The organism is Pseudomonas sp. IPO3749 (genome assembly GCF_013386605.1).
In the GTDB taxonomy this organism is placed as follows: Bacteria; Pseudomonadota; Gammaproteobacteria; order Pseudomonadales; family Pseudomonadaceae; genus Aquipseudomonas; species Aquipseudomonas azotoformans_A.
This window is the reverse complement of record NZ_JACARN010000008.1, coordinates 78,699-103,244: the sequence shown is the minus strand read 5'-3', so window position 1 is coordinate 103,244 and position 24,546 is coordinate 78,699. Positions and strand designations below refer to the sequence as shown.

25 protein-coding genes are annotated in these 24,546 nt (G+C 59.8%); 13 read left to right on the top strand and 12 right to left on the bottom strand.

Going from position 1 to position 24,546, the window contains the following annotated elements; genetic code table 11:
* Window positions 1-10: 10 nt before the first annotated feature.
* Window positions 11-457 (bottom strand): NUDIX hydrolase, encoded by a 447-nt coding sequence (locus tag HX812_RS02710; RefSeq protein WP_038847889.1) that lies wholly within the window; start codon window positions 455-457, stop codon window positions 11-13.
* Between the two features lie 166 nt (window positions 458-623).
* On the opposite strand from HX812_RS02710, the gene HX812_RS02705 reads away from it, so the two are divergent.
* Together HX812_RS02705 and HX812_RS02700 are read left to right on the top strand one after the other, a co-directional pair.
* A complete protein-coding gene (locus HX812_RS02705) occupies window positions 624-1,601 on the top strand; it encodes a DMT family transporter (RefSeq protein WP_200864530.1) in 978 nt (325 codons plus the stop codon).
* Between the two features lie 71 nt (window positions 1,602-1,672).
* Window positions 1,673-2,545, top strand: a complete 873-nt coding sequence (locus tag HX812_RS02700; RefSeq protein ID WP_161630247.1) for a LysR family transcriptional regulator — start codon at window positions 1,673-1,675, stop codon at window positions 2,543-2,545.
* 57 nt (window positions 2,546-2,602) lie between these two features.
* Here HX812_RS02700 and HX812_RS02695 read toward each other — a convergent pair whose 3' ends face one another.
* Window positions 2,603-4,828, bottom strand: a complete 2,226-nt coding sequence (locus tag HX812_RS02695) for an NADP-dependent isocitrate dehydrogenase (RefSeq protein ID WP_038847886.1) — start codon at window positions 4,826-4,828, stop codon at window positions 2,603-2,605.
* 493 nt (window positions 4,829-5,321) lie between these two features.
* Here HX812_RS02695 and icd point away from each other — a divergent pair, with 493 nt between their 5' ends.
* Window positions 5,322-6,578, top strand: a complete 1,257-nt coding sequence (icd, locus tag HX812_RS02690) for an NADP-dependent isocitrate dehydrogenase (protein WP_038847898.1) — start codon at window positions 5,322-5,324, stop codon at window positions 6,576-6,578.
* Window positions 6,579-6,641: 63 nt separating this feature from the next.
* On the opposite strand, the gene cspD is transcribed toward icd, so the two are convergent.
* A complete protein-coding gene (gene cspD / locus HX812_RS02685) occupies window positions 6,642-6,911 on the bottom strand; it encodes a cold shock domain-containing protein CspD (protein ID WP_235165472.1) in 270 nt (89 codons plus the stop codon).
* Window positions 6,912-7,135: 224 nt separating this feature from the next.
* Here cspD and clpS point away from each other — a divergent pair, with 224 nt between their 5' ends.
* Both clpS and clpA read left to right on the top strand, forming a co-directional pair.
* Window positions 7,136-7,504: an ATP-dependent Clp protease adapter ClpS gene (clpS, locus tag HX812_RS02680; RefSeq protein ID WP_005789091.1), complete on the top strand. Its 369-nt coding sequence runs from the start codon at window positions 7,136-7,138 to the stop codon at window positions 7,502-7,504.
* A 29-nt stretch (window positions 7,505-7,533) separates the two neighbouring features.
* Window positions 7,534-9,804 carry an ATP-dependent Clp protease ATP-binding subunit ClpA gene (gene clpA / locus HX812_RS02675; protein WP_033896823.1) on the top strand — a complete coding sequence of 757 codons (2,271 nt, stop codon included), beginning with the start codon at window positions 7,534-7,536 and terminating at the stop codon, window positions 9,802-9,804.
* 126 nt (window positions 9,805-9,930) lie between these two features.
* On the opposite strand, the gene infA is transcribed toward clpA, so the two are convergent.
* The 3 genes from infA to aat all read right to left on the bottom strand — a co-directional run bounded on the left by infA (window position 9,931) and on the right by aat (window position 11,693).
* Window positions 9,931-10,149, bottom strand: coding sequence for a translation initiation factor IF-1 (infA, locus tag HX812_RS02670; protein WP_002553999.1), 219 nt, complete (start codon window positions 10,147-10,149; stop codon window positions 9,931-9,933).
* 100 nt (window positions 10,150-10,249) lie between these two features.
* On the bottom strand, window positions 10,250-10,957 hold the full coding sequence (locus HX812_RS02665) for an arginyltransferase (protein ID WP_016975530.1): 708 nt from the start codon (window positions 10,955-10,957) through the stop codon (window positions 10,250-10,252).
* A 55-nt stretch (window positions 10,958-11,012) separates the two neighbouring features.
* Window positions 11,013-11,693: a leucyl/phenylalanyl-tRNA--protein transferase gene (gene aat / locus HX812_RS02660; RefSeq protein WP_038847884.1), complete on the bottom strand. Its 681-nt coding sequence runs from the start codon at window positions 11,691-11,693 to the stop codon at window positions 11,013-11,015.
* A 246-nt stretch (window positions 11,694-11,939) separates the two neighbouring features.
* On the opposite strand from aat, the gene HX812_RS02655 reads away from it, so the two are divergent.
* From HX812_RS02655 to cysG, 7 genes are read left to right on the top strand one after another with little or no spacing between them, the layout of a single operon-like run.
* A complete protein-coding gene (locus HX812_RS02655) occupies window positions 11,940-12,215 on the top strand; it encodes a hypothetical protein (protein ID WP_161630246.1) in 276 nt (91 codons plus the stop codon).
* Complete coding sequence (locus HX812_RS02650) at window positions 12,190-14,598, top strand: DNA translocase FtsK (protein ID WP_028616791.1); 2,409 nt, start codon at window positions 12,190-12,192, stop codon at window positions 14,596-14,598. The genes HX812_RS02655 and HX812_RS02650 overlap by 26 nt, the downstream gene beginning before the upstream one ends.
* Window positions 14,599-14,652: 54 nt before the next feature.
* Window positions 14,653-15,276 (top strand): outer membrane lipoprotein chaperone LolA, encoded by a 624-nt coding sequence (gene lolA, locus HX812_RS02645; protein ID WP_016975527.1) that lies wholly within the window; start codon window positions 14,653-14,655, stop codon window positions 15,274-15,276.
* Window positions 15,277-15,286: 10 nt separating this feature from the next.
* Window positions 15,287-16,609 carry a replication-associated recombination protein A gene (locus HX812_RS02640; RefSeq protein WP_016975526.1) on the top strand — a complete coding sequence of 441 codons (1,323 nt, stop codon included), beginning with the start codon at window positions 15,287-15,289 and terminating at the stop codon, window positions 16,607-16,609.
* On the top strand, window positions 16,609-16,983 hold the full coding sequence (crcB, locus tag HX812_RS02635) for a fluoride efflux transporter CrcB (RefSeq protein WP_012724934.1): 375 nt from the start codon (window positions 16,609-16,611) through the stop codon (window positions 16,981-16,983). Before HX812_RS02640 ends, crcB begins: the two co-directional genes overlap by 1 nt.
* A gap of 16 nt (window positions 16,984-16,999) precedes the next feature.
* Window positions 17,000-18,280 (top strand): serine--tRNA ligase, encoded by a 1,281-nt coding sequence (gene serS, locus HX812_RS02630; protein WP_038847883.1) that lies wholly within the window; start codon window positions 17,000-17,002, stop codon window positions 18,278-18,280.
* Window positions 18,281-19,675 carry a siroheme synthase CysG gene (gene cysG, locus HX812_RS02625; RefSeq protein WP_038847882.1) on the top strand — a complete coding sequence of 465 codons (1,395 nt, stop codon included), beginning with the start codon at window positions 18,281-18,283 and terminating at the stop codon, window positions 19,673-19,675.
* 111 nt (window positions 19,676-19,786) lie between these two features.
* On the opposite strand, the gene HX812_RS02620 is transcribed toward cysG, so the two are convergent.
* The 6 genes from HX812_RS02620 to tusD form a co-directional block, all read right to left on the bottom strand.
* The gene (locus tag HX812_RS02620; RefSeq protein WP_038847360.1) at window positions 19,787-20,782 is read right to left on the bottom strand and encodes a glutathione S-transferase family protein; all 996 of its coding nucleotides are present in this window, start codon (window positions 20,780-20,782) and stop codon (window positions 19,787-19,789) included.
* 88 nt (window positions 20,783-20,870) lie between these two features.
* A complete protein-coding gene (locus tag HX812_RS02615; protein WP_038847358.1) occupies window positions 20,871-21,872 on the bottom strand; it encodes a glycosyl transferase family protein in 1,002 nt (333 codons plus the stop codon).
* On the bottom strand, window positions 21,869-22,204 hold the full coding sequence (locus tag HX812_RS02610) for a TusE/DsrC/DsvC family sulfur relay protein (protein WP_038847356.1): 336 nt from the start codon (window positions 22,202-22,204) through the stop codon (window positions 21,869-21,871). The genes HX812_RS02615 and HX812_RS02610 overlap by 4 nt, the downstream gene beginning before the upstream one ends.
* Window positions 22,201-22,479, bottom strand: coding sequence for a sulfurtransferase complex subunit TusB (gene tusB, locus HX812_RS02605; RefSeq protein ID WP_033896811.1), 279 nt, complete (start codon window positions 22,477-22,479; stop codon window positions 22,201-22,203). Before tusB ends, HX812_RS02610 begins: the two co-directional genes overlap by 4 nt.
* Window positions 22,479-22,829, bottom strand: a complete 351-nt coding sequence (gene tusC / locus HX812_RS02600; protein ID WP_033896810.1) for a sulfurtransferase complex subunit TusC — start codon at window positions 22,827-22,829, stop codon at window positions 22,479-22,481. The genes tusB and tusC overlap by 1 nt, the downstream gene beginning before the upstream one ends.
* A gap of 1 nt (window position 22,830) precedes the next feature.
* Window positions 22,831-23,223: a sulfurtransferase complex subunit TusD gene (gene tusD, locus HX812_RS02595; protein ID WP_038847362.1), complete on the bottom strand. Its 393-nt coding sequence runs from the start codon at window positions 23,221-23,223 to the stop codon at window positions 22,831-22,833.
* A 157-nt stretch (window positions 23,224-23,380) separates the two neighbouring features.
* On the opposite strand from tusD, the gene HX812_RS02590 reads away from it, so the two are divergent.
* On the top strand, window positions 23,381-24,544 hold the full coding sequence (locus HX812_RS02590; protein ID WP_038847353.1) for a CaiB/BaiF CoA-transferase family protein: 1,164 nt from the start codon (window positions 23,381-23,383) through the stop codon (window positions 24,542-24,544).
* The last annotated feature ends 2 nt before the right edge of the window (window positions 24,545-24,546 follow it).

The window sequence follows — 24,546 nt, the reverse complement described above, 5'->3', positions numbered from 1 at the left end:
GCCTTCAAGGCTAAAGAGAAGGGCGGATCAATTCGAGACTGTGGCGCTGGCCGGCCAGATAATCATCGATACAGCGGATGATCAGTTCGCTGCGCCAGTCGTTGCGCAGCTCCATCAGCTCGTCGCGGGTCAGCCAGCGGGCCCGCAGAATGCCTTCGTCGAGCTGATAGTCTGGGTGGTGTTTCAAGGCCTTGGCGATGAAACAGACACGTTGATAAGTCACACCGTTGCTGGGGGCGGTGTAGAGGTAAATGCCGACGATGCCGGTGGCCTCGACGTCCCAGCCGGTTTCCTCGAGGGTTTCGCGCACGGCGGCTTCGGTGAGGGTTTCATGCGGGTCGAGGTGGCCGGCGGGCTGATTGAGCACGGCGCGGCCGCCTTTGAGTTCTTCGACCATCAGGAAGCGGCCGTTGTCTTCGACGATAGTGGCGACGGTGATGTGGGGTTGCCAGGTCATAAGCGGCCTCAAGGATGATGTGGCTGGAGAAACTTGGTCAATGTGTGGCTTGCCTGCGATGGCGGTGGGTCAGTTGCAGCTATATCGGCTGGCAGACAGCTATCGCAGGCAAGCCAGCTCCCACATTTTGATTGGGTTCTTCAGGAAGTCTGCATAAGCGTTCTGCATGATGCGCCTGACATTTTATGATTTTACGGATGCCAGGGCCTGGCGCAGTTTACCTCTTCAAGTCGATTTGGAGAGTGTCATGAGTCCGGTTGCCCACAAAAGCTACGAAGTACGTCTCACCTCGCCGCTACCCATTGCCTTCATTCTGCTGTGGAGTTCCGGTTATATCGGCGGCGCCTTCGGCGTGCGTTATGGCGAGCCGTTCACCATGACGTTCTACCGATTTGCCCTGGCGGCGCTGGTTTTCCTGGGAGTTGCACTCGCGATTAATGCGCAATGGCCGAAAAAGCTTACGCCTTACCTTCACGCTGCTGCAGTTGGGTTGCTTCTGCAGGCGTTGCAGTTCGGTGGCTTGTACACCGGCATCAGTCAGGGCGTTCCAGCAGGACAAGCCGCGCTGATCGTCGGGCTAATGCCGGTATTTGTCGTGATCGGTGCTTTTTTCTTTTTAGGTGAGCAATTGAGTTGGCGCGACCTGCCGGGGTCCATCCTGGGAGTCGGCGGTGTGGTTATTGTCGTGGCCAGCAGCCTTTTCGGCACCGAGGCGTCTTTAGGCGGGTATGGCGCAGTGGGCCTGGCGTTGTTGGGCATCACGTTAGGCACGCTCTATCAGAAGCGTTTTCTAGGTGGCGTGAACCTGTGGGTGGGCTGCTTCATTCAGATGGTTGTCGCGTCGCTGGTTATGTTGCTGCTGGCCTACACCACCGAAACCATGCGCGTGACCGAATGGGCGCCATTTGCAGCGTCGATAGCCTGGATCACGTTGATGAACTCCGTTGGGGCGCTGACGCTGCTGTATTTGATGATTCGCCGGGGGGAGGCAAGTAAGGCGACTAACTTGTTTCATGTTATTCCGGCGGTCACGCAGATCATGGCGTCGCTAGTGTTGGGTGAAGTGCCGAGTGCGGTGGCGATTGTGGGGTTTGTTGTTTCGGCGGTTGGGGTTTATTTGATGAATCATTTGCGGGCGAAGTGAGTGGTATTGACAGAAACGCCAGGTGCCTTGCACTAATGTTTGGCGTATTTACTCACTCGCATTGGTGTGTCATGAGAGTCAATCTTGATATTCAGTCGCTGCGCAGTTTTCTCAAGGTCGCTGAGTTGGGTAGTTTTACTCGGGCTGCGCAGGCGCTGAGCCTGACTCAGCCGGCGATCAGTCAGCAGATTCGGCGGTTGGAGGATTTGCTAGGTGTCGAGCTTTTTGCTCGCGACAACCGTCAAGTGTTGCTCACGCTTGAGGGCGAGCGTCTGACCGGCTACGCCCAGCAGATGGTTGGCATCAACGATAAGGTGGGGAGCCTGTTTGATGTCAGTCGCATTCAGGAGTCCGTGACGCTGGGCATTCCCGAGTATTTCAGCGAGGAGATCTTGCAGCGAGTTATACCTGCTGTCGCGCTTGAATTGCCTGCGGTGCGAATCGTGGTCAAGGTGGCGCGGTCCACAGTGCTCGCGGACGCTTTTGATGAAGGGCGACTCGATATTTGCCTGATGATTGACGAGTTGCAAAAAGTCGCTGGACGGTCTTTGCACGAGCTTTCGTTGGTATGGCTGGGTGGTGAGCGTGGGGCGGCCCTGGTGGCTGGTCAGGAAGTAGCGCTGGCCCTGTTCAAGGCGCCTTGCGTATTCAGGAGTCTGGCGATTCGACGCCTTGAAGAGAGTGGAGTCAAATGGCGCTGTGTGTACGAGTGTGAAGACCTGATGTCATTGCGTTCGGCGGTCCACGCAGGGGTTGGCGTGACGCTTCTGCCTTGGTTCGCCCAAGTGCAGGGCTTGAATAAGCTGGACGCGCTCGCGCATTTTCCGGCGTTGCCCGGATTTGGTGTGGAGCTTAAGCAGAGGGTGGGCTGGGAGCCTTGGTATGGGCCTCAGTTGTTGGCGATTATCGAGGCTGCGTGGCGCGAGGAATACGGCGCTGCATGAATGCTAAAAACACAAACCCCGGCACATGGCCGGGGTTTGTGGTCTTACCTTACAACCTTACTTCAACTTGGCAATCGCCGCATTGAGCGTGTTGCTTGGGCGCATGGCCTTGCTGGTCAGCTCTGGGTTCGGCGCGTAGTAGCCACCGATGTCCACTGGCTTGCCCTGTACAGCGTTGAGCTCGGCGACGATGGTCGCTTCGTTCGCGGTCAGGGTTTTTGCCAGTTCGCCGAACTGCGCTTGCAGTGCAGTGTCTTCGCTCTGGGCGGCCAGGGCTTGAGCCCAGTACAGCGCCAGGTAGAAGTGGCTGCCGCGGTTGTCGATGTTGCCGACTTTGCGCGATGGCGACTTGTTGTTGTCGAGGAACTGGCCGGTGGCCTGGTCCAGGGTCTTGGACAGTACCAGGGCTTTCGGGTTGTTGTACGTCACACCCAAATGCTCAAGGGAAGCGGCCAGGGCCAGGAACTCGCCCAGGGAATCCCAGCGCAGGAAGTTCTCTTCCACCAGTTGCTGCACGTGCTTTGGAGCCGAACCGCCGGCGCCGGTTTCGAACAGGCCACCGCCGTTCATCAGCGGCACGATGGACAGCATCTTGGCGCTGGTGCCCAGTTCCATGATCGGGAACAGGTCGGTCAGGTAGTCGCGCAGTACGTTGCCGGTCACCGAGATGGTGTCCAGGCCCTTGCGGGTGCGCTCCAGGGTGAACTTCATCGCGTCGACCGGCGACATGATGCGGATGTCCAGGCCTTCGGTGTTGTGGTCTTTCAGGTAAGCCTGAACTTTCTCGACCACGACGCCGTCGTGAGCACGCTTAGGGTCCAGCCAGAAAATAGCCGGGGTGTTGCTGGCGCGGGCACGGTTGACGGCCAGTTTGACCCAGTCCTGGATCGGCGCGTCTTTGGTCTGGCACATGCGGAAGATGTCGCCGGCTTCGACTTTCTGTTCCATCAGCAGGTTGCCCTTGCTGTCGGTGACGCGGACTACGCCGTCAGCCTTGATCTGGAAGGTCTTGTCGTGGGAGCCGTATTCTTCGGCTTTTTTCGCCATCAGGCCAACGTTCGGCACGCTGCCCATGGTGGTTGGGTCGAAGGCGCCATTGGCCTTGCAGTCTTCGATGACCGCTTGGTAGATGGTGGCGTAGCAGCGATCCGGGATCACGGCCTTGGTATCGTGCAGCTGGCCGTCGGTGCCCCACATCTTGCCGGAGTCACGGATCATGGCTGGCATCGAGGCGTCGACGATGACGTCGCTCGGCACGTGCAGGTTGGTGATGCCTTTGTCGGAGTTGACCATCGCCAGGGAAGGGCGAGCCGCGTAAACGGCCTGGATGTCAGCTTCGATCTGCGCTTGCTGGTCGGCCGGCAGGGCCTTGATACGAGCGTACAGGTCGCCGATGCCGTTGTTCAGGTTGAAGCCGATCTGCTCCAGCACGGTGGCGTGCTTGGTCAGGGCGTCTTTATAGAACTCGGCAACGATCTGGCCGAACATGATCGGGTCGGAGACCTTCATCATGGTGGCTTTCAGGTGAACCGACAGCAGTACGCCTTGCTTCTTGGCGTCTTCGATTTCAGCGGCGATGAACGCACGCAGGGCTTTCTTGCTCAGTACGGCGGTGTCGATGATTTCGCCGGCCTGTACCGAAGTCTTTTCTTTCAGGACAGTCGCGGTGCCGTCTTGAGCGATCAGCTCGATTTTGACAGCGTCAGCGGCTTCGATTTGCACGGCTTTTTCGCTGCCGTAGAAATCGCCACTGTTCATGTGGGCAATGTGCGACTTGGAGTCGGCAGCCCAGGCGCCCATCTTGTGCGGGTGCTTGCGTGCGTAATTCTTGACCGACAGCGGTGCGCGGCGGTCGGAGTTGCCTTCGCGCAGTACCGGGTTCACGGCGCTGCCCTTGACCTTGTCGTAACGTGCACGGGTTTCTTTTTCCGCGTCGGTGGTTACGGTTTCCGGGTAGTCCGGCAGGGCGTAGCCCTGGGCCTGCAGTTCCTTGATCGCGGCTTGCAGCTGCGGGGTCGAGGCGCTGATGTTAGGCAGCTTGATGATGTTGGCTTCAGGCGTAACGGCCAGGTCGCCCAGTTCGGCGAGGTGGTCCGGGATAGCCTTGGCGCCCAGTTGCTCGGGGAAGCTTGCGAGGATGCGCGCGGCGAGGGAGATGTCGCGGGTTTCCACGGCAATATCAGCGGAAGCGGTGAAGGCCTCTACGATAGGCAGCAGTGAATAGGTGGCGAGGGCCGGGGCTTCGTCGGTGAAGGTGTAGATGATCTTCGAGCGGGTGGGCATATTCGGATTAACTCTCTTCTTTGCTGAAAGCGTGCGCAGAAACTCGAGATGCGCCGGGTGGAGCGCGTTCGTTCAAAGTCATCCATGAGCGAAATGTCGAGGTTTCTTCGCGGTGATGTTGGGTTGCATCAGTCGAGCGTCAAGCGTTTGGACTATTGTAATAGTCCTGCTTTCTGGCTGAGGGCTTCTGTCTAGAGCGGTCAACCGTCGTGACTCTTTGGTCAGCGGCGGCATTATACATAGGTCGCTATGCTTACGCCGAGCCTTCATACAAAAGGTGTGTCGTCCATTGGTCTAAAGGTCGCAGGGCAGAGGTTGCTACCAACGTCGCACGATGTGCTCAAGATTGGCGATTTTGCCTTTTCTTTCAGGCTTGTAGGCGACAAATTATGCTGTTTTCGATGCAAATGAGCATGGCGTGAGGTTTCAGTCGCCATTTATCTGGAGTAGGCTCGAACGCAGCCAGATGTTCAATCCATAGATGGAGTTCAGCATGGGATACAAGAAGATTCAGGTTCCGGCAGTCGGCGACAAAATCACCGTCAATGCAGACCATTCTCTCAATGTTCCTGACCAACCGATCATCCCTTATATAGAAGGTGACGGTATCGGCGTCGACATCAGCCCGGTGATGATCAAGGTAGTCGATGCAGCTGTTGAAAAGGCCTACGGCGGCAAGCGCAAAATCTCCTGGATGGAGGTATATGCCGGCGAAAAGGCGACTCAAGTCTACGACCAGGACACTTGGCTGCCCCAGGAAACCCTGGATGCGGTCAAGGATTACGTGGTTTCCATCAAGGGGCCGCTGACCACCCCTGTCGGCGGCGGCATCCGCTCGCTGAACGTGGCCCTGCGTCAGCAACTCGACCTTTATGTATGCCTGCGCCCGGTGCGTTGGTTTGAAGGCGTACCCAGCCCGGTCAAGAAGCCTGGCGATGTGGACATGACCATCTTCCGTGAAAACTCCGAAGACATTTACGCCGGGATCGAGTGGAAGGCCGGTTCGCCCGAGGCGATCAAGGTGATCAAGTTCCTCAAGGAAGAAATGGGCGTGACCAAGATCCGTTTCGACCAGGATTGCGGAATTGGCGTGAAGCCGGTCTCTAAAGAGGGGACCCAGCGTCTGGCGCGTAAAGCCCTGCAATATGTAGTGGATAACGACCGCGACTCGCTGACCATCGTGCACAAAGGCAACATCATGAAGTTCACCGAAGGGGCCTTCAAGGAGTGGGCCTATGAAGTGGCAGCTGAAGAATTTGGCGCGACGCTGCTGGATGGCGGCCCGTGGATGCAGTTCAAGAACCCCAAGACCGGCAAGAACGTGGTGGTCAAGGATGCGATTGCTGATGCCATGCTCCAGCAAATCCTGCTGCGTCCGGCTGAGTATGATGTGATCGCGACGCTTAACCTAAATGGTGATTACTTGTCCGACGCCCTGGCGGCGGAGGTGGGCGGTATCGGTATTGCGCCGGGCGCGAACCTGTCGGACACCGTGGCGATGTTCGAAGCGACCCACGGCACTGCGCCTAAATATGCGGGCAAGGATCAGGTGAATCCGGGTTCGTTGATTTTGTCGGCCGAGATGATGCTGCGGCACATGGGTTGGACCGAGGCGGCGGATTTGATCATCAAGGGCACCAATGGCGCGATTTCGGCCAAGACGGTGACCTATGACTTCGAGCGTCTGATGGACGGTGCCACCCTGGTTTCTTCGTCTGGCTTCGGGGATGCGCTGATCTCGCATATGTAAGGCGACGGGGGGTAAAAAAACCGGCCATACCGTAAACGGAATGGCCGGTTTTTTATTGGGCGTCTATTCGGTAGCCGAATAGGCTAATTGCTCTTTTGAATTATGAGCGACTTTGGTTGTGCCGATGGTGACTGGCGCACTGATTTCGACTGCGTGCTTGCCTTTGGGCCCCTGAATAATGTCAAAGGAGACCGGCTGCCCCGCTTTCAGCGTTTTATAACCGTCCATTTTGATCGCTGAGTAATGCGCAAAAAGGTCTTCATCCTTGCCGTCTTCAATAATGAAGCCGTACCCTTTGGCATTGTTGAACCACTTGACCTTACCGCTTGCCATGCCCATATCCCTCTGCACCAGACTCCATCACTGGAGTATCATCCAGTTTATCCGTCCTAACCCGAATAAATAAGGTTGACTGCGCGGACCTTTTTTACCCACTGTGGGTTCTATTGGTTGTAACACCGTTTCGCCGATAGTCAAGGCGACCAGTCGGTCAGAGTTGAAATTCTGACAGGTCGCCCCCACCACTGTATTTGAACCACTGACGAACCTTTCTTTCCATGCATGCAAACAGCCAGATTCGACTAACATTCAATCAGGATCGACCGGATCAGGAACATGATGACGACGGTTCTGCAGGCATTGCTGTTCAGGAGGCCAAGCCTGCTTTACAGGCGCCGCCGATGTACAAGGTGGTTTTGTTCAATGATGACTACACACCGATGGATTTCGTGGTCGAAGTACTCGAGGTGTTTTTTAACCTGAACCGCGAGTTGGCGACCAAGGTAATGCTGGCCGTTCACACAGAAGGACGGGCAGTATGTGGAGTGTTTACCCGCGACATCGCCGAGACAAAGGCCATGCAGGTCAACCAGTACGCCAGGGAAAGCCAGCATCCGCTACTCTGTGAAATCGAGAAGGACGGTTAACGCCGACCACTTGGGTATGAGGTGAAGCTATGTTAAACCGCGAGCTCGAAGTCACCCTCAATCTTGCCTTCAAGGAGGCTCGTTCGAAGCGTCATGAATTCATGACCGTCGAACACCTGCTGTTGGCACTTTTGGACAATGAAGCTGCCGCCACCGTTTTGCGTGCGTGCGGCGCCAACCTCGACAAACTCAAGCATGACCTGCAGGAGTTTATCGACTCCACGACGCCACTTATTCCAGTCCACGATGAAGACCGTGAAACCCAGCCAACCCTGGGCTTCCAGCGGGTGCTCCAGCGTGCCGTGTTCCATGTTCAGAGCTCCGGTAAGCGTGAAGTCACAGGCGCCAATGTGCTTGTGGCGATTTTCAGCGAACAGGAAAGCCAGGCAGTGTTCCTGCTCAAACAGCAGAGCGTTGCCCGTATCGATGTCGTCAACTACATCGCCCACGGTATCTCCAAGGTGCCTGGGCACGGCGATCATTCCGAGGGTGAGCAGGATATGCAGGACGACGAGGGCGGTGAGTCTTCTTCTTCGGGCAATCCACTGGATGCCTATGCCAGCAACCTCAACGAACTGGCGCGCCAGGGGCGGATCGATCCGCTGGTGGGGCGTGAGCTTGAAGTTGAGCGCGTGGCGCAGATCCTTGCACGTCGTCGCAAGAACAACCCGTTGCTGGTGGGTGAGGCGGGCGTGGGTAAAACCGCGATTGCCGAAGGCCTGGCCAAGCGCATCGTGGACAATCAGGTGCCGGACCTGCTGGCCAACAGCGTCGTCTATTCCTTGGACCTGGGCGCGTTGCTCGCCGGGACCAAGTACCGTGGCGATTTCGAGAAGCGCTTCAAGGCGCTGCTCGGTGAGCTGAAAAAACGCCCGCAGGCGATCCTGTTCATCGACGAAATCCACACCATCATTGGCGCTGGTGCGGCGTCCGGTGGGGTGATGGACGCCTCGAACCTGCTCAAGCCGCTGCTGTCGTCGGGTGATATCCGTTGCATTGGTTCGACCACGTTCCAGGAGTTTCGCGGGATCTTCGAAAAAGACCGTGCCCTGGCGCGTCGCTTCCAGAAGGTCGACGTGTCCGAGCCTTCGGTTGAAGACACCATCGGCATCCTGCGTGGGCTCAAGGGGCGTTTCGAAGCGCACCATGGCATCGAGTACACCGATGAAGCCCTGCGTTCGGCGGCTGAGCTGGCGTCGCGCTACATCAACGACCGGCACATGCCGGACAAGGCCATCGACGTGATCGACGAGGCGGGTGCCTACCAGCGCCTGCAGCCGGTCGAGAAGCGTGTGAAGCGCATCGACGTGCCTCAGGTCGAGGACATCGTGGCGAAGATCGCACGCATTCCGCCTAAACACGTCAACAGTTCCGATAAGGAACTGCTGCGTAACCTGGAGCGTGACCTCAAGCTGACCGTGTTCGGTCAGGATGCGGCCATCGATGCGCTGTCCACCGCGATCAAGTTGTCGCGTGCGGGCCTCAAGTCGCCGGACAAACCGGTTGGTTCGTTCCTGTTCGCTGGTCCGACCGGCGTCGGCAAGACCGAAGCGGCGCGGCAGTTGGCCAAGGCCATGGGCATTGAGCTGGTACGTTTCGACATGTCCGAGTACATGGAGCGCCACACCGTGTCGCGCCTGATCGGTGCGCCTCCGGGCTATGTCGGTTTCGACCAGGGCGGCCTGTTGACCGAGGCGATCACCAAGCAACCGCATTGCGTGCTGCTGCTCGATGAAATCGAGAAGGCTCACCCGGAAGTCTTCAACCTGCTGTTGCAGGTGATGGACCACGGCACCCTGACCGACAACAACGGGCGCAAGGCGGACTTCCGCAATGTGATCGTGATCATGACCACCAACGCCGGTGCCGAAACGGCCGCGCGGGCTTCGATCGGCTTCAGCCATCAGGATCACTCTTCCGATGCGATGGAAGTGATCAAGAAGAGCTTCACGCCGGAATTCCGCAACCGCCTGGACACCATTATCCAGTTTGGTCGCCTCAGTCATGAGGTCATCAAAAGCGTGGTGGACAAGTTCCTCACCGAGCTTCAGGCGCAGTTGGAAGACAAGCGCGTGCAGTTGGATGTCACGGAAGCGGCGCGCAGTTGGATCGCCGAGGGTGGCTACGATGCGGCAATGGGTGCACGCCCAATGGCGCGTCTGATCCAGGACAAGATCAAGCGGCCATTGGCCGAAGAGATCCTGTTCGGCGAACTTTCCGACCATGGCGGCGTGGTGCATATCGACCTGAAGGATGGCGAGCTGACCTTCGAGTTCGAAACCACGGCTGAAATGGCCTGATCGATAGCTGCAATAAAGCAAAGGCGCCGAAAGGCGCCTTTTTGCTGTCTGTGGGGACTGTGGTGATTGTCAGATAGCGCACACACAAAAACGCCCGGCATAACCGGGCGTCTTGTATTGACTTGCTTAGCGAGCGCGGTAAGTGATGCGCCCTTTGCTCAAGTCATAGGGCGTCAGCTCGACGCGCACTTTGTCACCGGTAAGAATACGAATGTAGTTCTTGCGCATCTTGCCGGAGATATGCGCGGTTACGACGTGCCCATTTTCCAACTCCACACGAAACATGGTGTTGGGCAGGGTGTCGACGACAGTGCCTTCCATTTCGAAGCTGTCTTCTTTCGACATGCAGTAAAGCCCTCGGTATCCAGTGAATGGCCCGGTGCAACTGCGCCAGGCAAAAGCGGCGTGCATTGTGCCCGAAAAAGGGTGTTTAAGCCAAGGGGTTCTAGTTAAGCACGACCCATCTTTGATTAATCAGCAGTTCTATGGGCCGATATTGGGTCTTGTAGTTCATCTTTTTGCAGTTCTTGATCCAGTAGCCGAGGTACACCGCCTCCAGTTCCAGGCGCAGTGCTTCGCCGATTTGCCACAGGATTGCAAAGCGTCCCAGGCTGCGGCGCTCCTCGGCAGGCTCGTAGAAGGTGTAGACCGCCGACAGGCCGTTAGGCAGCAAATCGGTCACGGCCACTGCCACCAACCGGCCGTCGGCGCGAAATTCATAGAAGCGTGAAAAGGGCAGGTCGCGTACCAGGAACGTGGAGAATTGGTCGCGACTGGGCGGAAACATATCGCCGTCGGCGTGGCGCTCTTCGATGTAGCGTTGGTACAGATCGAAGTATTCCTCGGTGAAACGTGGCTTGGCCGGCATCACCGTCAGGTCGGCATTGCGCTTGAGGATGCGTTTCTGGTTACGGTCCGGCAGAAACTGCGCCACCGGAATGCGTGCCGGCACGCAGGCATTACAGTTCTGGCAATGAGGCCGGTACAGATGATCGCCACTGCGCCGAAAGCCCATCTCCGACAGGTCGGCATACACATGCACGTCCATAGGCTGGCTGGGGTCGAGGAACAGTGTGGTGGCCTGCTCGTCGGGCAGATAGCTGCAAGAGTGGGGTTGAGTGGCATAAAACTTCAAACGCGCCAACTCGGTCATGATCAACCCTCGGATAAGCTTTGAAATAAGTGTAAGCCAGGAGCGCGGAAGTCGCCTAGGAAACCCACGGTCCAGCGCTGGGCTGATCCAGATGCTCGCGCAGGAAACCTGCGAAGTCGCTGCGGGATATGGCGCGGGCGCCCAGGCTGTGGAGGTGATCGTTGGGCATCTGGCAGTCGATCAATACAAAACCCCATTCCTGTAGCTGGCGGGTCAGCGTGGCAAAGCCGAACTTCGAGGCGTTGTCGGCGCGGCTGAACATGGACTCACCAAAAAACAGCTGGCCCATCGCCAAGCCATACAAGCCGCCCACCAGTTTGCCGTCGTCCCACACCTCGACCGAATGCGCGTAGCCGCGCTGGTGCAACTCCAGGTAAGCGCTCTGGATGCTTTCGGTGATCCAGGTGCCGTCGGCATAGGCGCGCGGTGCTGCGCAGGCCTGGATGACGGCGGCAAAATCCTGATCGAAGGTCACGGTGTAGCGCTGTTTGCGCAACAGCTTGCCCAGGCTGCGGGAGACATGCAGTTCGTCGGGGAATATGACGGTGCGCGGGTCGGGCGACCACCAGAGAATCGGCTGGCCGTCCGAAAACCACGGAAAGCAGCCATGGCGATAGGCTTGTACCAGGCGTTCGGCCGAAAGATCGCCACCGGCAGCCAGCAGGCCATTGGGTTCGCGCATGGCCTTGGCCAGGGGAGGGAATGTCAGTGAGTCGCGTTGTAACCAGGTCAGCATGGCATCCAGGCTTACGGAAGGGGAGGGGAGTGGCAGGTATGACACCTGTCTGCGCAGTGCTGATTATTGTCGACACGGCGCCATCGGGCCAGCCCGAATCGGCTATTGGGGTGGATTAGCGTGAGCAGGTGTTTCTGCAACTCTGTGCCGGGGACGTGGTCGTAATCGGGTCTGTGCCATGCAGGCCATTTGCCAAGCTTGCCTGGATTGATAAAAACAGCGCATAAGCCTTTGTCAGCAAAGACAATGCATGCTCAAATTGAACATGTTGTGACACAAAATTGGCTATGCTGCCGAGTAAAAGGCGAGGGCGTGGCATCGCCGGCACAAACCCGTACAATGCGGGCATTGTGGCGCTTTCGTCATTTCATCCAGCAAGCGCCCAATGTTAAAAGTAGATTCAACGACGCTCGTTCATTTTTCAGCTGCTCGGATTGGGCAGTATTTGCAGTCATTCAACAGATGGACGCGCTAAAGGCGCAGGAAAAGACCCGTTTTGAAGAAATCCGCCGCAACACCTAAAGCAGCAGTCGTGCCGGCCTGGCGCCAGCACCTGCATTATCGCCTCAAGGAAGGCGCGCTGATCGCCATCGGCGCCCTGTGCCTGTTCCTGATGATGGCCTTGCTCACGTATGGCAAGGACGATCCGGGCTGGAGCCACAACAGCAAGATCGAAGACGTGCAGAACTTCGGCGGGCCTGCCGGTTCCTACAGCGCCGATATCCTGTTCATGGTGCTAGGTTACTTCGCTTATATCTTCCCGTTGCTGCTGGCGATCAAGACCTGGCAGATCTTCCGCCAGCGTCATGAACCGTGGCAGTGGAGCGGTTGGCTATTCTCCTGGCGTCTGATTGGCCTGGTGTTTCTGGTGCTGTCCGGCGCGGCGCTGGCGCATATCCATTTTCATGCACCGACCGGCTTGCCGGCGGGCGCGGGCGGGGCGTTGGGCGAAAGCCTCGGTGACTTGGCACGCAGGACCCTGAATATCCAAGGCAGCACGCTGATGTTCATCGCGCTGTTCCTGTTCGGCCTCACCGTGTTCACCGACCTGTCGTGGTTCAAGGTGATGGACGTGACCGGCAAGATCACCCTCGACCTGCTGGAACTGTTCCAGGGCGCCGCCAACCGCTGGTGGGCGGCTCGTGTCGACCGCAAGCGCATGGTTGCCCAACTGCGTGAGGTGGACACCCGCGTCAACGAGGTGGTGGCGCCGAGCACGCCGGATCGGCGCGAGCAGGCCAAGGTCAAGGAACGCCTCATTGAGCGCGAGCAGGCCCTGAGCAAGCACATGTCGGACCGCGAGAAGCAGGTGCCGCCGGTGATTGCCCCGGCACCGCCCAAGGCCCCAGAGCCGAGCCATCGCGTGCAGAAAGAGAAACAGGCACCGCTGTTCGTCGACAGTGCGGTTGAAGGCACGTTGCCGCCGATCTCGATCCTCGACCCGGCCGAAAAGAAACAACTCAACTATTCCCCGGAATCCCTGGCGGCCGTCGGCCACCTGCTGGAAATCAAGCTCAAGGAATTCGGCGTCGAAGTGTCGGTGGACTCGATCCATCCCGGCCCGGTGATTACTCGTTACGAAATCCAGCCGGCCGCCGGCGTCAAGGTCAGCCGTATTTCCAACCTGGCGAAAGACTTGGCGCGTTCCCTGGCCGTGACCAGCGTACGTGTTGTGGAAGTCATCCCCGGCAAGACCACCGTGGGTATCGAGATTCCCAACGAAGACCGGCAGATCGTGCGCTTCTCCGAGGTGCTGTCGACCCCGGAATACGACAACTTCAAATCGCCGGTCACCCTGGCCCTAGGCCACGACATCGGCGGCAAGCCGGTGATCACCGACCTGGCGAAGATGCCTCACCTGCTGGTGGCCGGTACCACCGGTTCCGGTAAGTCGGTGGGGGTGAACGCGATGATCCTGTCGATCCTGTTCAAGTCGGGCCCGGAAGACGCCAAGCTGATCATGATCGACCCGAAGATGTTGGAACTGTCGATCTACGAAGGCATTCCGCATTTGCTGTGCCCGGTGGTCACCGACATGAAGGACGCCGCCAACGCCCTGCGCTGGAGCGTGGCCGAGATGGAGCGCCGCTACAAACTGATGGCGAAGATGGGCGTGCGTAACCTGTCGGGCTTCAACGCCAAGATCAAGGAAGCCCAAGAGCGTGGCGAGACCATTGATGACCCGCTGTACAAGCGCGAAAGCATCCATGACGAAGCACCGAAGCTGACCAAGCTGCCGACCATCGTGGTGGTGGTCGACGAATTTGCCGACATGATGATGATCGTCGGCAAGAAGGTCGAAGAACTGATCGCACGTATTGCCCAGAAAGCCCGTGCCGCCGGTATCCACTTGATCCTCGCCACCCAGCGTCCATCGGTGGACGTGATCACGGGTTTGATCAAGGCCAACATTCCTACGCGAATGGCGTTCCAGGTATCGAGCAAGATCGACTCGCGGACCATCATCGATCAGGGCGGCGCCGAACAACTGCTCGGCCACGGTGACATGCTCTACATGCCACCGGGCACCAGCCTGCCGATCCGGGTCCACGGTGCCTTCGTTTCCGACGATGAAGTGCATCGCGTGGTGGAAGCCTGGAAACTGCGTGGCGCACCCGAGTACAACGACGACATCCTTAACGGCGTCGAAGAAGCCGGCAGCGGCTTTGAAAACGGCGGCGGCGGTGGTGACGACGATGCTGAAACCGACGCGCTGTACGACGAGGCCGTGGCCTTCGTGCTGGAAAGCCGCCGCGCGTCGATTTCCGCGGTGCAACGTAAATTGAAAATCGGCTACAACCGCGCCGCCCGCATGATCGAAGCCATGGAAATGGCCGGCGTCGTCACCGCAATGAACACCAACGGCTCGCGTGAAGTCATCGCCCCTGGGCAGATGCGCGACTGATCCCGTGCCGCGTGGCAACACGCGGCACGCCCTGAACACTCAATGAGGACTCCCATGCGCCTTATCCGCATGCTGTTGTTGCCAGCTCTGGCCCTGACCGCTGTTTCGGCCCACGCTGACCCGGCCTCCGTCGCCAGCCTGAAGAACCTTTTGGACAAATCCCAAACCCTGACCGCGCGCTTCTCCCAGCTGACCCTGGATGCCGGCGGCACCCAGTTGCAGGAAACCGCAGGCGAAATGGCCGTGCAGCGTCCTGGCCTGTTCTACTGGCACACCGAAGGCAAGGCCGAGCAGACCATCGTGTCTGACGGCCAGAAGGTCACCCTGTGGGACCCGGACCTGGAGCAGGCGACCATCAAAAAGCTCGACCCGCGCCTGAACCAGACCCCGGCGCTGCTGCTGTCGGGTGATGTGTCGAAGATCAACGACAGCTTCGACATCACCTCCAAGCAAACCAGCAACGTGATCGAGTTCACCCTCAAGCCGAAATCCAAGGACACGCTGTTTGACACGCTGTCCCTGTCGTTTGGCAATGGCGTGATCAACAACATGCGCCTGGTCGACAGTGTTGGCCAACGCACCGACATCCTGTTTTCCGGGGTCAAGGCCAACCAGCCGGTGCCTGCCTCCAAGTTCAAGTTCGACATCCCCAAGGGTGCCGATGTGATTCAGGAATAAATCGCTGCCCATGGACCTGTTTCGAAGTGACCCGATTGCCCAGCCACTGGCCGCGCGCTTGCGTTCGACCAACCTGGATGAGTACGTCGGTCAGGAACACCTGCTCGCTCGCGGCAAGCCGTTGCGCGAAGCCCTGGAGCAGGGTGCGCTGCACTCGATGATTTTCTGGGGGCCGCCGGGGGTGGGCAAGACTACCCTGGCGCGGCTGCTGGCGAAGGTCTCGGATGCGCACTTCGAAACGGTCTCGGCGGTATTGGCGGGGGTCAAGGAGATCCGCCAGGCGGTGGAAGTCGCCAAGCAGCAGGCCGGGCAGTATGGCAAGCGCACCATCCTGTTTGTCGATGAAGTGCACCGCTTCAACAAGTCGCAGCAGGATGCGTTCCTGCCTTATGTGGAAGACGGCACGCTGATTTTTATCGGCGCCACCACGGAAAACCCTTCGTTTGAATTGAACAACGCCTTGCTGTCGCGGGCGCGGGTCTATGTGCTCAAAAGCCTGGACGAAGCAGCGATGCAGAAGCTGCTGCACCGTGCCCTGAGTGAAGACAAAGGGCTGGGCAAACGGCAACTGAGTGTGAGCGAAGAGGGCTTCAAGATTCTGCTCACCGCCGCCGATGGTGATGGGCGCCGCTTTCTCAACCTGGTGGAGAACGCGTCCGACCTGGCCGAAGACGGCAGCGAGATTGGCGTCGACCTCCTGCAAAGCCTGCTCGGCGACACGCGCCGGCGCTTCGACAAGGGCGGCGAAGCCTTCTACGACCAGATTTCGGCGCTGCATAAATCCGTGCGCGGCTCCAACCCGGACGGCGCGCTGTACTGGTTCGCGCGCATGATCGACGGCGGCTGCGACCCGCTGTACCTCGCCCGCCGTGTGGTGCGCATGGCCAGCGAAGACATCGGCAACGCCGACCCGCGCGCCTTGAGCCTGTGCCTCGCCGCCTGGGATGTGCAGGAGCGCCTCGGCAGCCCGGAAGGCGAGTTGGCGGTGGCCCAGGCCATCACCTACCTGGCCTGTGCGCCGAAAAGCAACGCGGTGTACATGGGCTTCAAGTCCGCCCTGCGCGCCGCCGCCGAATACGGCTCCCTCGAAGTGCCGATGCACCTGCGCAACGCGCCGACCAAGCTGATGAAACAGTTGGGCTACGGTGATGAATACCGCTACGCCCACGATGAACCGGACGCCTATGCGGCCGGTGAAGACTACTTCCCCGATGACCTTGAGCCACTCCCGCTCTATCAGCCCGTGCCCCGTGGCCTGGAGCTGAAGATCGGCGAAAAGCTCAATCATCTCGCACAACTCGATCGACTCAGCCCCAGACAGCGGAGAAAGTAGTGTTCAAGACGATTCTTGCCGTGTCCGCAGCCGGCATCGCTGGTACATTATTGCGTTTCGCCGCTGGCACATGGGTCAGCGCCAACTGGCCGAAGCATTTTTATGCAGCGACCCTGGCGGTCAACCTGGTCGGTTGCCTGATCATCGGGCTGTTGTACGGCTGGTTCCTGTTGCGCCCGGAAGTACCGATTGAAATTCGCGCCGGCTTGATTGTCGGCTTTGTAGGCGGTCTGACGACCTTTTCATCCTTTTCACTGGATACGCTGCGCCTGCTGGAAAGCGGGCAGGCCCTGATAGCCTTCGGGTACTTGGGCATCAGCGTGTTCGGCGGGCTGCTCGCCACCTGGGCTGGCCTGTCCTTGACCAAACTTTGATAAACGAGAGACCGACATGCTCGATTCCAAACTGTTACGTAGCAACCTTCAGGACGTAGCGGACCGCCTGGCATCCCGTGGCTTTGCCTTGGATGTTGCGCGCATCGAAGCGCTGGAAGAACAGCGCAAGACCGTCCAGACCCGCACCGAAGCACTGCAGGCTGAGCGTAATGCGCGTTCCAAATCCATCGGTCAGGCCAAGCAGCGCGGCGAAGACATCGCCCCGTTGATGGCGGATGTCGAGCGCATGGGCACCGAGCTGTCCGACGGCAAGGTCGAGCTGGACAAGATCCAGACCGAGCTGGATTCGATCCTGCTGGGCATCCCCAACATTCCGCACGAATCCGTGCCGATCGGCGCAGACGAAGACGGCAACGTTGAAGTGCGCCGCTGGGGCACCCCAACCGTCTTTGATTTCGAGATCAAGGACCACGTTGCCCTGGGCGAATTGACTGGCGGCCTGGATTTCGAAACTGCCGCCAAGATGTCCGGCGCGCGTTTTGCCTTGCTGCGCGGCCCGATCGCGCGCATGCACCGTGCCCTGGCGCAGTTCATGATCAACCTGCACACCGGCGAACACGGTTACGAAGAAGCCTACACCCCATACCTGGTGCAGGCGCCGGCGCTGATGGGCACCAGCCAGCTGCCGAAGTTCGAAGAAGACCTGTTCAAGATCAGCCGCGACGGCGAAGCCGACCTGTACCTGATCCCGACCGCCGAAGTGTCGCTGACCAACATCGTGTCTGGTGAGATCCTCGACGCTAAAGAGCTGCCGTTGAAGTTCGTGGCCCACAGCCCGTGCTTCCGCAGCGAAGCCGGTGCGTCGGGCCGTGATACCCGCGGCATGATCCGCCAGCACCAGTTCGACAAGGTCGAGATGGTACAGGTGGTCGAGCCGTCGACTTCCATGGAAGCCCTGGAAGGCCTGACCGCCAACGCCGAACGCGTCCTGCAACTGCTGGAGCTGCCGTACCGGGTGCTGGCGCTGTGCACTGGCGACATGGGTTTCAGCGCCGTGAAGACCTACGACCTCGAAGTGTGGGTGCCGAGCCAGGACAAATACCGCGAGATTTCGTCGTGCTCCAACTGCGGTGATTTCCAGGCCCGTCGCATGCAAGCGCGTTTCCGTAACCCGGAAACCGGCAAGCCCGAGCTGGTGCACACCCTCAACGGTTCCGGTTTGGCCGTAGGTCGTACCCTGGTGGCGGTGCTGGAAAACTACCAGCAGGCGGACGGTTCGATCCGCGTACCGGAAGTGCTCAAGCCTTACATGGCGGGCGTCGAGGTCATCCGCTAAATGGAATTTCTGCCGCTGTTTCATAACCTGCGCGGCAGTCGTGTGTTGGTCGTCGGTGGCGGGGAGATTGCCTTGCGCAAATCCCGGCTGCTGGCCGATGCCGGTGCGTTGCTGCGGGTGGTTGCTCCCCAGATCGAGGACCAGTTGCGTGAACTGGTACTGGGCAGTGGCGGGGAACTGATTTTGCGTGGTTATCAGGAGGCGGACCTCGACGGCTGCACCCTGATCATCGCGGCCACGGACGATGAGCCGTTGAACGCGCAAGTGTCCAGCGATGCCAAGCGTCGTTGCGTGCCGGTCAACGTGGTGGATGCACCGGCCTTGTGCAGCGTGATCTTCCCCGCGATTGTCGACCGTTCACCTTTGGTGATCGCGGTGTCCAGCGGCGGCGATGCGCCGGTGCTGGCGCGCCTGATCCGCGCCAAGCTGGAAACCTGGATTCCGTCTACTTACGGCCAGTTGGCCGGGTTGGCGGCGCGGTTTCGTGCTCAGGTCAAAGGTTTGTACCCGGATGTGCAGCAGCGCCGCGCATTCTGGGAAGAGGTCTTCCAAGGCCCGATTGCCGACCGCCAATTGGCTGGACAGGGCGATGAAGCTGAGCGCCTGTTGATCGAAAAGGTCAACGGCGCACCGCCGAATGCACCGGGCGAAGTCTACTTGGTGGGTGCAGGTCCGGGTGATCCCGACCTGCTGACCTTCCGCGCCCTGCGCCTGATGCAGCAAGCCGATGTGGTGCTGTATGACCGCCTCGTAGCTCCCGCGATTCTCGAACTGTGCCGCCGTGACGCCGAACGTGTGTACGTCGGCAAGCGCCGCGCCGATCACGCCGTGCCGCAAGACCAGATCAACCAGCAACTGGTGGACCTGGCCAAGCAAGGCAAGCGCGTGCTGCGCCTCAAGGGTGGCGATCCGTTCATCTTTGGACGGGGTGGTGAAGAGATCGAGGAACTGGCGGCCCACGGCATCCCGTTCCAGGTGGTGCCGGGGATCACGGCGGCCAGCGGTTGCGCGGCGTATGCCGGGATACCGCTGACTCACCGCGACTACGCACAGTCTGTACGCTTTATCACTGGGCACTTGAAGGACGGGACCTCGGACCTGCCCTGGCATGACCTGGTGGGGCCTTCGCAGACCCTGGTGTTCTACATGGGGTTGATTGGTTTGCCGATCATCTGCGAACAGCTGATCAAACACGGGCGTGCATCGGATACCCCTGCGGCATTGATCCAGCAAGGCACCACGTCCAACCAGCGCGTGTTCACCGGCACCCTGGCGGATTTGCCGCGCATGGTGGCGGAGCATGAAGTGCATGCGCCGACACTGGTGATCGTGGGTGAGGTGGTGGTGTTGCGCGAGAAGCTCAAGTGGTTTGAAGGCGCGCAATCCGAGGTTTGATCCACCCCTGTGGCGAGGGAGCTTGCTCCCGCTCGACAGCGCAGCTGGAGTCGGCTTTTTGGGGGCGCTTCGCACCCCAGCGGGAGCAAGCTCCCTCGCCACAAGGTGTTCTCAGCTTAAGATACCGTTGCCAGCCAGGCGCGCGCGATCATGCCCGGCATCGAACGCTTGCAACGGCCCCTTCGGCACAATCCCCGTCGGGTTGATCGTGCGGTGACTGGCATAGTAATGCCCCTTGATATGCGCAAAATCCACCGTCTCGGCCACACCCGGCCACTGGTACATCTCCCTCAACCAATTCGACAGGTTCGGATAATCCGCAATCCTGCGCAAATTGCATTTGAAGTGGCTGTAATACACCGCATCAAAGCGAATCAGCGTGGTGAACAGCCGCACATCCGCCTCGGTCAGGTATTCGCCGGCCAGGTAACGGTGGTCACTTAAGTGCTGCTCCAGATGATCCAGCTCCGCAAACACATCCTCAAACGCACGTTCATACGCCTGCTGCGACGTCGCGAAGCCTGCGCGGTAAACGCCGTTGTTCACGGCCGGGTAAATACGCTCATTCAGTGTGTCGATGGTCGGGCGCAGCGGCTCGGGGTAGAAGTCCAGGGTATTGCCGGTCAATTGATTAAACGCGCTGTTGAACATGCGGATGATCTCCGCCGATTCATTGCTGACGATGCGCTTGAGCTTCTTGTCCCACAGTACCGGCACGGTGACGCGCCCGGTGTAGTCGGCCGTGTCAGCCGTATAGCGCTGGTGCATGAAGTCGAAATCATCCAGCTTGTCGCCGGTGGAGCCGTGAGCCTTGTCGAAGGTCCAGCCGTTTTCCAGCATCAACCAACTGACCACGGACACGTCGATCAGGCTTTCCAGTCCTTTGAGCTTGCGCAGAATCAGGGTGCGATGGGCCCACGGGCAGGCGAGAGAGACATAGAGGTGGTAGCGACCGGTCTCGGCCTTGAATCCGCCTTCGCCACTCGGGCCCGGCGCGCCATCGGCGGTCACCCAGTTGCGGCGTTGCGCCTGCTCCCGTTGGAATGCGCCGTCTGCGCTACTTTCGTACCACTGGTCTTTCCAGTGTCCTTGGATCAGCAAACCCATGACTGGCTCCTTGGCTAATAAGCGTTGGAGGCCAGTCTAAAGGGCTGAGTTCGATTTAAAAGCGCAAAGACCGGGCGCTAATAATCGATTAAATCGATTTGTCCCGCGCGTCCCAGTATTGCTGGGCCAGGACGAACGCCTGTTCTCGTGAATGGCCCAGGCCACGCAGGGCCAGAGCCATGGTCGCGATCAAGGCCAGTTGCGGGTAACTGTCTTCGACATCGCCGCGCCACAACGCCTTCAGGTGTTCCGGTTCGAGTGTGGCGGGTTTGACGTGGCGCTGGGCGGAGAGGGCGGGCCACTCTTCGTCCCAGCTTTCGCCGCCGGTGGTGCCGTAAAGGTGGCTGGCCGAATCGGGGTTGATCTCGACCTCGCCGCCGTCGCCCTTCACCACGATCACGTTGTCGCCGAGCAAGCCGCTGGCATCGCGGTGCACGCCCTGATAACCCGGGTGGAAAATACTCTGCAGGCCCAGGCGCGCATTCAAGGGATTGAGCAAACGCGCCAGGGAATGGATCGGCGAGCGCAGGCCCAGGGTGTTGCGCAGGTCGATCATGCGCTGCAACTGCGGCGCCCAGTCGCCCAGCGGGATAAACGCCAGGTTGCCTTGCGCATAAGCGGCCTCGACCTGCTGCCAGTTGCGGCACAGAGGGATCTGCAAGCCTTGGAGCAATTGCTCGGTGTACAGCCGTCCGGCCGTATGCGCGCCGCCACCGTGCATAAGGATGCGCACGCCGTTCTGCGCCAGGCACTTGGCCGCCAGCAGGTACCACGGCAGGTGGCGCTTCTTGCCAGCATAGGTTGGCCAGTCGACATCCACGCTCAACGCCGGGGCATCCAGGCGTTCGCGCACGGCTTCGGTGAAGCCTGCGAGTTCTTCCGGGCTTTCTTCCTTGTGGCGCAGCAGCATCAGGAAGGCGCCGAGTTGGGTGTCTTCGACTTTTTCATCGAGCAGCATGCCCATGGCTTCGCGGGCTTCCTCGCGGGTGAGGTTGCGCGCGCCGCGCTTGCCTTTGCCCAGGATGCGCACGAACTGTGCAAACGGGTGCTCGGCAGGGGTTTCAAGGGTCAGCGGGGCAAAGTCGGTCATAAGCAATTCGTCGGCCTGGGCAGGCCCGCCAGCTTGGCGGCGAGTTTGGCGGGAGTGCCGTTGAACAGTTTGTTGAGGTGCAGGCTGTTGCCCTTTTCCGGGCCGAGCTTCAAGGCGGTGTACTTGATCAGCGGACGTGTGGCCGGGGACAGTTGGAATTCGGCATAGAACTGGCGCAGCAGTTCGAGGATTTCCCAATGGGCCGGCGTCAGCTCCAGGGCTTCGGCGGCGGCCAGGGCATGGGCGACCTCTGCAGACCAGTCGTCCAGGTCGGCCAAATAACCGTCCTTGTCCAGTTCCAGGGTACGTGCGCCTACGGTCAGGGTGTTCATAGCCAGGTGTTGACCTTGTCGTAGTCAATCGACAGCTGCACGAAACCTGGGTAGTCCACGCTGTCGGCCCAGTCCGGGAGCGGCAGGTTGCGCGCCTGCATGTCTTCGGCCAGCACGAACACCTTCACGCCCTGGGTGTGCAGGGCGGGGACGTGCAGCCCATAGGCGCCGTCGCCGCACAGCAGGATCGCGTCCTCGGCGCCGCAGATACGCAGGCAGCTGTCGAGGCGACTGTCGGAAAACGGGGAGTGAGACACCACGTGTAAAGTCGACATCAGAGGGTAATCACCTGGTCGTAACGGTCAATCAATTGGGAAATAGCGTCGTTGCTCAACGGTTGCGCCTCAGTGGGCGGCGTCAAGCCACGCACGGCCATGCTGTGGCGGCAGACAAAGACATCGTCAATGCCGAACAGCTCCAGTGCCTGCAGGTTGGCACTCAGGTCCTTTTGTTGCACAGCCTTGGCGTTCTGGTGCGCAGCGAGCTGGAACACGCCGTCATCCATGAATAGCAAGCCGATGGGCAGATCGAATGCGCCACCGGCCAGCACGATATCCAGCGCTTCCCGTGCGCTCGGCCCGGACCACGGTGCCTGACGGCTGATCACCAATAAGGATTTAGACATCTCACGGCCCTCCAAAACAGATCAGGCGGTCGGCATCCTGGATCGCATCATGTAACTGCCCCAGGCCAGACAGCGCCCAGGGCGCATCCAGATTCACCGCTGTGCGCTGGTACCGCGTGGCTTCCTCCTGGTTGAGAACGCCACGGCGTAACGCAGCGGCAATGCACACCACGCCATCAAGCTGGTGCTGGCTGACAAACTCACGCCATTGGTGGGCGATGTCTTGCTCATCCTGGGGCGCGACGATGTTGTTGGACGCGCTGTACACGCCGTCCTGATAGAAAAACAACCGCACAATCTCGTGCCCGCCGGCCAGCGCCGCCTGGGCGAACAGCAGGGCGCGGCGCGAGGAGGGCGCGTGGGCGGCGGAAAACAGGGCAATCGCAAACTTCATGGAACACTCGGCAAGCAAACGTGGGCCAATGATAAAGCCGCCGCCACGAAAAAGCCCGCCGTGATCAAAACGGTCATCTTTGCTGACTGTTTCGGCGATTGCCGTGAGGGGCAAGGCTGCCTAGTCTGTGGGCAGTCGAAACGGAAATGGAGTGCCCATGTCAGGTCCCTTGGCGTCCCTCAAAGTGCTGGATTTTTCCACCCTGCTGCCCGGCCCGTTTGCGTCACTGATGCTGGCGGACATGGGCGCCGAGGTGCTGCGTATCGAGTCGCCCACGCGCCTGGACCTGTTGCGGGTGCTGCCGCCCCATGATCAGGGTACATCGGCGAGCCACGCCTACCTCAATCGCAATAAACGCAGCCTGGCGCTGGACCTCAAGCAGGCCGAGGCGCTAGAGATCGTGCGAGCGCTGGTGAAGGACTACGACATCCTGCTCGAACAATTCCGCCCTGGAGTGATGGAGCGCCTGGGTTTGGGTTATGAGGCTCTGAAGGCGATCAATCCCCGGCTGATTTATGTGTCGATCACCGGTTATGGCCAGACAGGGCCCTATAAGGACCGCGCCGGGCACGATATCAACTACTTGGCGTTGGCCGGCGTGGCCAGCTACACCGGGCGCCAGGACAGCGGGCCGCTGCCATTGGGTGTGCAAGTGGCGGACGTGGGTGGTGGTTCGTTGCACGCAGTGGTGGGGTTGCTGGCGGCGGTCATCGCCCGGCAGCAGAGCGGGGTTGGTCAATACCTGGATGTGAGCATGACCGACTGTTCGTTCAGCCTGAACGCCATGGCCGGCGCGGGTTACCTGGCGTGTGGGGTGGAGCCGGAGCGTGAGGGCCATGTACTCAATGGCGGTAGCTTTTACGATTACTACCGCTCGCGGGACGGGCGTTGGATGTCGGTGGGCAGCCTGGAGCCTGGGTTTATGCAGCAGCTCTGCGAGGCGCTGGGACGGCCCGAGCTGGCGGCGCTAGGGTTGTCACCCAAGCTCAAGTTGGCGCTGCAAGTTGAATTTGAGAAGCGCAGCTTTGATGAACTTTGCGCATTGTTCGCCGGGGTGGATGCGTGCGTGGAGCCGGTGTTGAGCCTGAGTGAGGCGGTGGAACATCCACAGCTCAAGGCGCGGCAACTGGTCAGCCAGGTTCCGCGGGGCGATGGCTCGACTCAGGCGCAACTGGCCTGTCCGCTGAAGTTTTCCGAAGGGTTACCGGCACCGAGGCATATGGGTGCTGCGGTGGGGGCGCACAGTGATGAAGTGTTGGCGGAACTGGGCGTGAGCCCGCAGCGAATCAGCGAGCTGCGCGCCGCTCGCGTAATTGCCTGACG

Bases quoted from the DNA above. Each gene is read 5' to 3' on its own strand.
- HX812_RS02710 (WP_038847889.1), bottom strand. From the start codon at position 457: ATGACCTGGCAACCCCACATCACCGTCGCCACTATCGTCGAAGACAAC.
- HX812_RS02705 (WP_200864530.1), top strand. From the start codon at position 624: ATGATGCGCCTGACATTTTATGATTTTACGGATGCCAGGGCCTGGCGC.
- HX812_RS02700 (WP_161630247.1), top strand. From the start codon at position 1,673: ATGAGAGTCAATCTTGATATTCAGTCGCTGCGCAGTTTTCTCAAGGTC.
- HX812_RS02695 (WP_038847886.1), bottom strand. From the start codon at position 4,828: ATGCCCACCCGCTCGAAGATCATCTACACCTTCACCGACGAAGCCCCG.
- icd (WP_038847898.1), top strand. From the start codon at position 5,322: ATGGGATACAAGAAGATTCAGGTTCCGGCAGTCGGCGACAAAATCACC.
- cspD (WP_235165472.1), bottom strand. From the start codon at position 6,911: ATGGCAAGCGGTAAGGTCAAGTGGTTCAACAATGCCAAAGGGTACGGC.
- clpS (WP_005789091.1), top strand. From the start codon at position 7,136: ATGCATGCAAACAGCCAGATTCGACTAACATTCAATCAGGATCGACCG.
- clpA (WP_033896823.1), top strand. From the start codon at position 7,534: ATGTTAAACCGCGAGCTCGAAGTCACCCTCAATCTTGCCTTCAAGGAG.
- infA (WP_002553999.1), bottom strand. From the start codon at position 10,149: ATGTCGAAAGAAGACAGCTTCGAAATGGAAGGCACTGTCGTCGACACC.
- HX812_RS02665 (WP_016975530.1), bottom strand. From the start codon at position 10,957: ATGACCGAGTTGGCGCGTTTGAAGTTTTATGCCACTCAACCCCACTCT.
- aat (WP_038847884.1), bottom strand. From the start codon at position 11,693: ATGCTGACCTGGTTACAACGCGACTCACTGACATTCCCTCCCCTGGCC.
- HX812_RS02655 (WP_161630246.1), top strand. From the start codon at position 11,940: ATGCATGCTCAAATTGAACATGTTGTGACACAAAATTGGCTATGCTGC.
- lolA (WP_016975527.1), top strand. From the start codon at position 14,653: ATGCGCCTTATCCGCATGCTGTTGTTGCCAGCTCTGGCCCTGACCGCT.
- HX812_RS02640 (WP_016975526.1), top strand. From the start codon at position 15,287: ATGGACCTGTTTCGAAGTGACCCGATTGCCCAGCCACTGGCCGCGCGC.
- serS (WP_038847883.1), top strand. From the start codon at position 17,000: ATGCTCGATTCCAAACTGTTACGTAGCAACCTTCAGGACGTAGCGGAC.
- cysG (WP_038847882.1), top strand. From the start codon at position 18,281: ATGGAATTTCTGCCGCTGTTTCATAACCTGCGCGGCAGTCGTGTGTTG.
- HX812_RS02620 (WP_038847360.1), bottom strand. From the start codon at position 20,782: ATGGGTTTGCTGATCCAAGGACACTGGAAAGACCAGTGGTACGAAAGT.
- HX812_RS02615 (WP_038847358.1), bottom strand. From the start codon at position 21,872: ATGACCGACTTTGCCCCGCTGACCCTTGAAACCCCTGCCGAGCACCCG.
- HX812_RS02610 (WP_038847356.1), bottom strand. From the start codon at position 22,204: ATGAACACCCTGACCGTAGGCGCACGTACCCTGGAACTGGACAAGGAC.
- tusB (WP_033896811.1), bottom strand. From the start codon at position 22,479: ATGTCGACTTTACACGTGGTGTCTCACTCCCCGTTTTCCGACAGTCGC.
- tusC (WP_033896810.1), bottom strand. From the start codon at position 22,829: ATGTCTAAATCCTTATTGGTGATCAGCCGTCAGGCACCGTGGTCCGGG.
- tusD (WP_038847362.1), bottom strand. From the start codon at position 23,223: ATGAAGTTTGCGATTGCCCTGTTTTCCGCCGCCCACGCGCCCTCCTCG.
- HX812_RS02590 (WP_038847353.1), top strand. From the start codon at position 23,381: ATGTCAGGTCCCTTGGCGTCCCTCAAAGTGCTGGATTTTTCCACCCTG.